The 4,271-nt window shown below is 69.2% G+C and carries 5 protein-coding genes; all 5 read left to right on the forward strand.

Annotation, left to right across the window (positions count from 1 at the left end; all coding sequences use genetic code 11):
• Positions 1-637 (forward strand): bifunctional ornithine acetyltransferase/N-acetylglutamate synthase (locus tag SFU54_RS08310; protein ID WP_319015813.1); only part of this gene is annotated, 637 nt, incomplete at its 5' end.
• Positions 638-641: 4 nt separating this feature from the next.
• On the forward strand, positions 642-1,556 hold the full coding sequence (gene argB, locus SFU54_RS08315; protein WP_319015814.1) for an acetylglutamate kinase: 915 nt from the start codon (positions 642-644) through the stop codon (positions 1,554-1,556).
• Positions 1,553-2,764 carry an acetylornithine transaminase gene (locus SFU54_RS08320; protein ID WP_319015815.1) on the forward strand — a complete coding sequence of 404 codons (1,212 nt, stop codon included), beginning with the start codon at positions 1,553-1,555 and terminating at the stop codon, positions 2,762-2,764. Before argB ends, SFU54_RS08320 begins: the two co-directional genes overlap by 4 nt.
• Positions 2,761-3,714 carry an ornithine carbamoyltransferase gene (gene argF, locus SFU54_RS08325; protein ID WP_319015816.1) on the forward strand — a complete coding sequence of 318 codons (954 nt, stop codon included), beginning with the start codon at positions 2,761-2,763 and terminating at the stop codon, positions 3,712-3,714. Before SFU54_RS08320 ends, argF begins: the two co-directional genes overlap by 4 nt.
• Positions 3,711-4,271, forward strand: a 561-nt coding sequence (locus tag SFU54_RS08330) for a lyase family protein (RefSeq protein ID WP_319015817.1), incomplete at its 3' end; no start/stop codon positions are given. The genes argF and SFU54_RS08330, both read left to right, overlap by 4 nt.

A 4,271-nucleotide genomic window follows, 5' to 3' on the forward strand; every position in this document is an offset into this window, starting at 1 on the left:
GCTCGCACCGGGTCTCGCCACCATGCTGGTGGTGCTCACCACCGACGCCGACCTGCCCGCCGCCGAGCTCGACCGGGCGCTCCGCGCCGCCACGCGCGTGAGCTTCGACCGCCTCGACTCTGACGGGTGCATGTCGACCAATGACCAGGTGACGCTCATGGCGAGCGGAGCATCCGCCGTCACTCCACCCGTTGAGCAGTTCACCGAGCTGCTCACTGAGGCATGCATGTCGCTCATGCGGCAATTGCAAGCTGATGCCGAGGGGTCGAGCCACGACATTGTCATCGCCGTGAGTGGAGCCGTCACGGACGACGATGCCGTCGAGGTCGCGCGATCGGTCGCGCGCAGCAACCTGTTCAAGGCGGCCATGTTTGGCAACGACCCCAACTGGGGTCGCGTTCTCGCCGCGATCGGCACGACGCAGGCAGAGTTTGACCCCTATGCCGTTGACGTCTCGTTCAACGGCGTGCGGTTGTGTCACGCCGGCGCCCCCGACCGACCGCGCGACGAGGTCGACCTGAGCGGTCGCGTGATCGACGTGAGCATTGACCTCAAGGCGGGCAGTGCCGCAGCCACCGTCTACACCAACGACCTCACCCACGACTACGTGCACGAAAACAGCGCCTACGCGAGCTAACGCCATGACAGAACTCAGAGACCCCGCCTCCGTCGCCGACGATCACGCCCAAGCCGCCGTCAAGGCAGCGACCCTAATCGAGTCGCTGCCGTGGCTGCAACGCTTTCGCGACCGCGTCGTCGTCATCAAGTTCGGCGGAAACGCCATGGTCAGCGACGACCTGCAGCGGGCCTTCGCGCAAGACATGGTCTACCTGCGCACGGTCGGGCTGCGGCCCGTGGTCGTGCACGGCGGGGGCCCCCAGATTTCGGCGATGCTCGAGAAGTTCGGCATCGAAAGCGAGTTTCGCGGCGGCTATCGGGTGACGAGCCCGGAGGCCATGGAGGTCGTGCGCATGGTGCTCACGGGCCAAATCAGCCGATCGCTCGTGAGCCTCATCAACGAGCACGGTCCGTTCGCGGCCGCGATCTCGGGCGAAGACGCGGGACTGTTTCGCGGGCGGCGCCGCGGCGTCGTGGTCGATGGGGTTGAGGTTGACCTCGGGCTCGTGGGTGATGTGGTGGGGGTCGACCCCGCGGCGGTGCTCGCGCAGCTAGACGCGGGGCGCATCCCGGTCGTCTCGTCGATTGCGCCCGACGGTGACAACCCGGGTCAGAGCCTCAACGTCAACGCCGATTCGGCAGCCGCGGCGCTCGCCGTGGCACTCGAGGCCGAGAAGCTCGTGATTCTCACTGACGTGGCCGGGCTCTACCGCGACTGGCCCGACATGAGCTCGCTCGTCTCGTCGATCGACGCCGATGAGTTGCGGGCGCTGCTGCCGAGCCTCGAGTCGGGAATGATCCCCAAGATGGCCGCGTGCCTCGAGGCCGTCGACGGGGGAGTGGGCAAGGCCGCGATTATCGACGGACGCGTGCCGCACTCGATCTTGCTCGAGATCTTCACGCAAGAGGGCATCGGAACTGAAGTGACCGCGGCATGATCACGGGTGTGCAGACGGATGCCGTGCGCGAGCGATTCGCGCGCGTCGCGATGCGCTCGGCCCCGGCCCCCATGGCCGTGCTTGATCACGGGCGCGGGGCCCTCGTGTGGGATGTCGACGGTCGGGAGTATCTCGACTTTCTCGCGGGCATCGCGGTCAATTCGCTCGGACACGCACACCCCGTCATCGTCGAGGCCATTGCCGCGCAAGCCGGCCGCGCCCTGCACGTCAGCAACTACTTCACGACCCCGCAAGCGGTAGCCTTCGCCGAGCGCCTCGTGCGCCTCACGGGCTGTGGCGAGACCGGCCGGGTCTACCCCGCCAACTCGGGCGCCGAGGCCATCGAGGCGGCTCTCAAGCTCGCTCGGCGCACCGGCCGGCCGCGCATTCTCGCGTTCGAGCAGGGCTTTCACGGCCGCACGATGGGCGCCCTCGCGCTCACGGGCAAGCCCGCGTTGCGCACGCCCTTCGAGCCGATGGTGCCGGGTGTCGAACACCTGCCGACCGACCTCGCAGCGCTCGAGGCCGCGCTCGGCCCGGATGTCGCGGCCGTTGTGCTCGAACCCATCAAGGGTGAAGCGGGCGTCGTGCCGCTGCCGCCGGGGTTCCTCGCCGAGGCCCGCCGCCTCACGCGTGAGCACGGCACCCTGCTCATCGTCGACGAGATCCAGACCGGCGCGGGGCGCACCGGCGACTGGTTCGCGTTTCAGCGCGAGCTCGCTGACGACCTGCCCGACGCCGTCGTCGTCGCGAAAGGCATCGGCGGGGGAGTGCCCGTCGGGGCACTCGTCACGCGCGGTGCCGCGAGCGAGCTCTTCACGCTCGGTCAGCATGGCTCGACCTTTGGCGGCAATCCACTCGCGACGGGAGTCGCGGATGCTGTGCTCGCCGAAATCGAGCGGGCCGACCTCGTCGGCAACGCGGCCCGCCGCGGCGAGCAGCTGCGAGAGGGCATCCTGTCGCTCGGCTCGCCCCTCGTCGCCGAGGTGCGCGGCCGCGGGTTGCTGCTGGGAATCGGACTCACCGCGCCGGTCGCGCAGCGCGTGGTCGCCGAGGCTCTTGATCGCGGGCTCATCATCAACGCGGCCAACGACGAGAGCATCCGCCTCGCGCCACCGCTCATCATCGGCGATGCTGAGATCGACCGGTTCTTGACCCTGTTCGCCGCGAGCGTGCTCGCCGTAGGCCTGGAGGCCACCACCCCATGACCGCTCATGCTCCCGTCGCTCGACACTTTTTGCGCGACGATGACATCACGGCCGCCGAGCAAGCGCAGATTCTCGACCTTGCCGCGCAAATCAAGGCCGACCGCTGGGGCCGCACACCTCTGGCCGGCCCGCAGACGGTCGCGGTCATCTTCGACAAGTCGTCGACCCGCACGCGCGTGAGCTTCGCTGTCGGCATCGCCGACCTCGGCGGCGTGCCGCTCATCATCTCGACGGCGAGTAGTCAGCTGGGCGGAAAAGAGACGCCGAGCGACACCGCTCGGGTGCTCGAGCGCATGGTCGCCGCGATCGTGTGGCGCACCTACGCGCAGGCCGGCCTCGAAGAGATGGCCGCGGGCACGACGGTTCCCGTCATCAACGCCCTGAGCGACGACTTTCACCCGTGCCAACTGCTTGCCGACCTGCTGACGATTCGTGAACACCGGGGAGACCTCGCGGGTCTCACGGTCGCCTTCCTCGGTGACGGCGCGAGCAACATGGCGCAGTCCTACCTGCTCGCGGGGGCGACCGCGGGCATGCACGTGCGCATCGCGGCTCCCGATTCGTTCGCGCCGAGCGCGTCGGTCGTCGCTGATGCCGAGCGGCGCGCGGCCGAGACCGGGGGCTCGATCACCGTCACGACCGATCCGGTCGCCGCGGTCACGGGCGCCGACGTCGTCGTCACCGACACGTGGGTCTCGATGGGCAAAGAAGACGAGAAGGCGCACCGCGTCGCGACCTTCGGCGCCTATCGCGTCGACCCGGCGATGATGGCGCACGCAAAGGCCGACGCGCTCTTCCTCCACTGCCTGCCGGCCGACCGCGGCTACGAAGTCACGGCCGACGTCATCGACGGCCCGCAGTCGGTCATTTGGGACGAGGCCGAGAACCGCTTGCACGCGCAAAAGGCGCTCATGGTCTGGTTGCTCGAACAGTCGGGCGGCGCGCGGTGAGCGGCGCCACGAACGAGGGCTCGCTCTGGGGCGGGCGCTTTAGCGACGGTCCTTCGCCCGAGCTGCAACGACTCAGTCGCTCGACCCACTTCGACTGGCAACTCGGCGGCTACGACATTCGAGGCTCGCGCGCGCACGCTCGCGCGCTGGCAGCCGCGGGCTACCTGACCGACGACGAACTGGTGCGGATGCTCGAGGGCCTCGACGACATCGAGGCACGCTGGGCAGACGGACGCCTGCAGCCCCGTCCCGACGACGAAGACGTGCATGGTGCTCTCGAGGCGGCTCTCGTCGACGCAGTCGGAGCCGAGCTCGGCGGCCGGTTGCGCGCCGGACGCAGCCGCAACGACCAAATCGCCACGCTCATCCGTCTGTACTTGCGCGACCACGGCGCCGTGATCGCGGGCGAGGTGCGCGCGCTCATCGGGGCGATTGTCGCTCAGGCCGAGGCGCATCCCGCTGCGGTCATGCCCGGTCGCACGCACTTGCAGCACGCCCAGCCGGTCTTGCTCGCGCATCACCTGCTCGCGCACGCGTGGCCGCTCGTGCGCGACCTC

It is taken from the genome of Microcella sp. (assembly GCF_033763155.1).
Taxonomy (GTDB): Bacteria; Actinomycetota; Actinomycetes; order Actinomycetales; family Microbacteriaceae; genus Microcella.

What these genes read in the sequence shown, in the direction of transcription:
- argB (WP_319015814.1), top strand. Translation starts at nt 642, where the DNA reads ATGACAGAACTCAGAGACCCCGCCTCCGTCGCCGACGATCACGCCCAA.
- argF (WP_319015816.1), top strand. Translation starts at nt 2,761, where the DNA reads ATGACCGCTCATGCTCCCGTCGCTCGACACTTTTTGCGCGACGATGAC.
- SFU54_RS08320 (WP_319015815.1), top strand. Translation starts at nt 1,553, where the DNA reads ATGATCACGGGTGTGCAGACGGATGCCGTGCGCGAGCGATTCGCGCGC.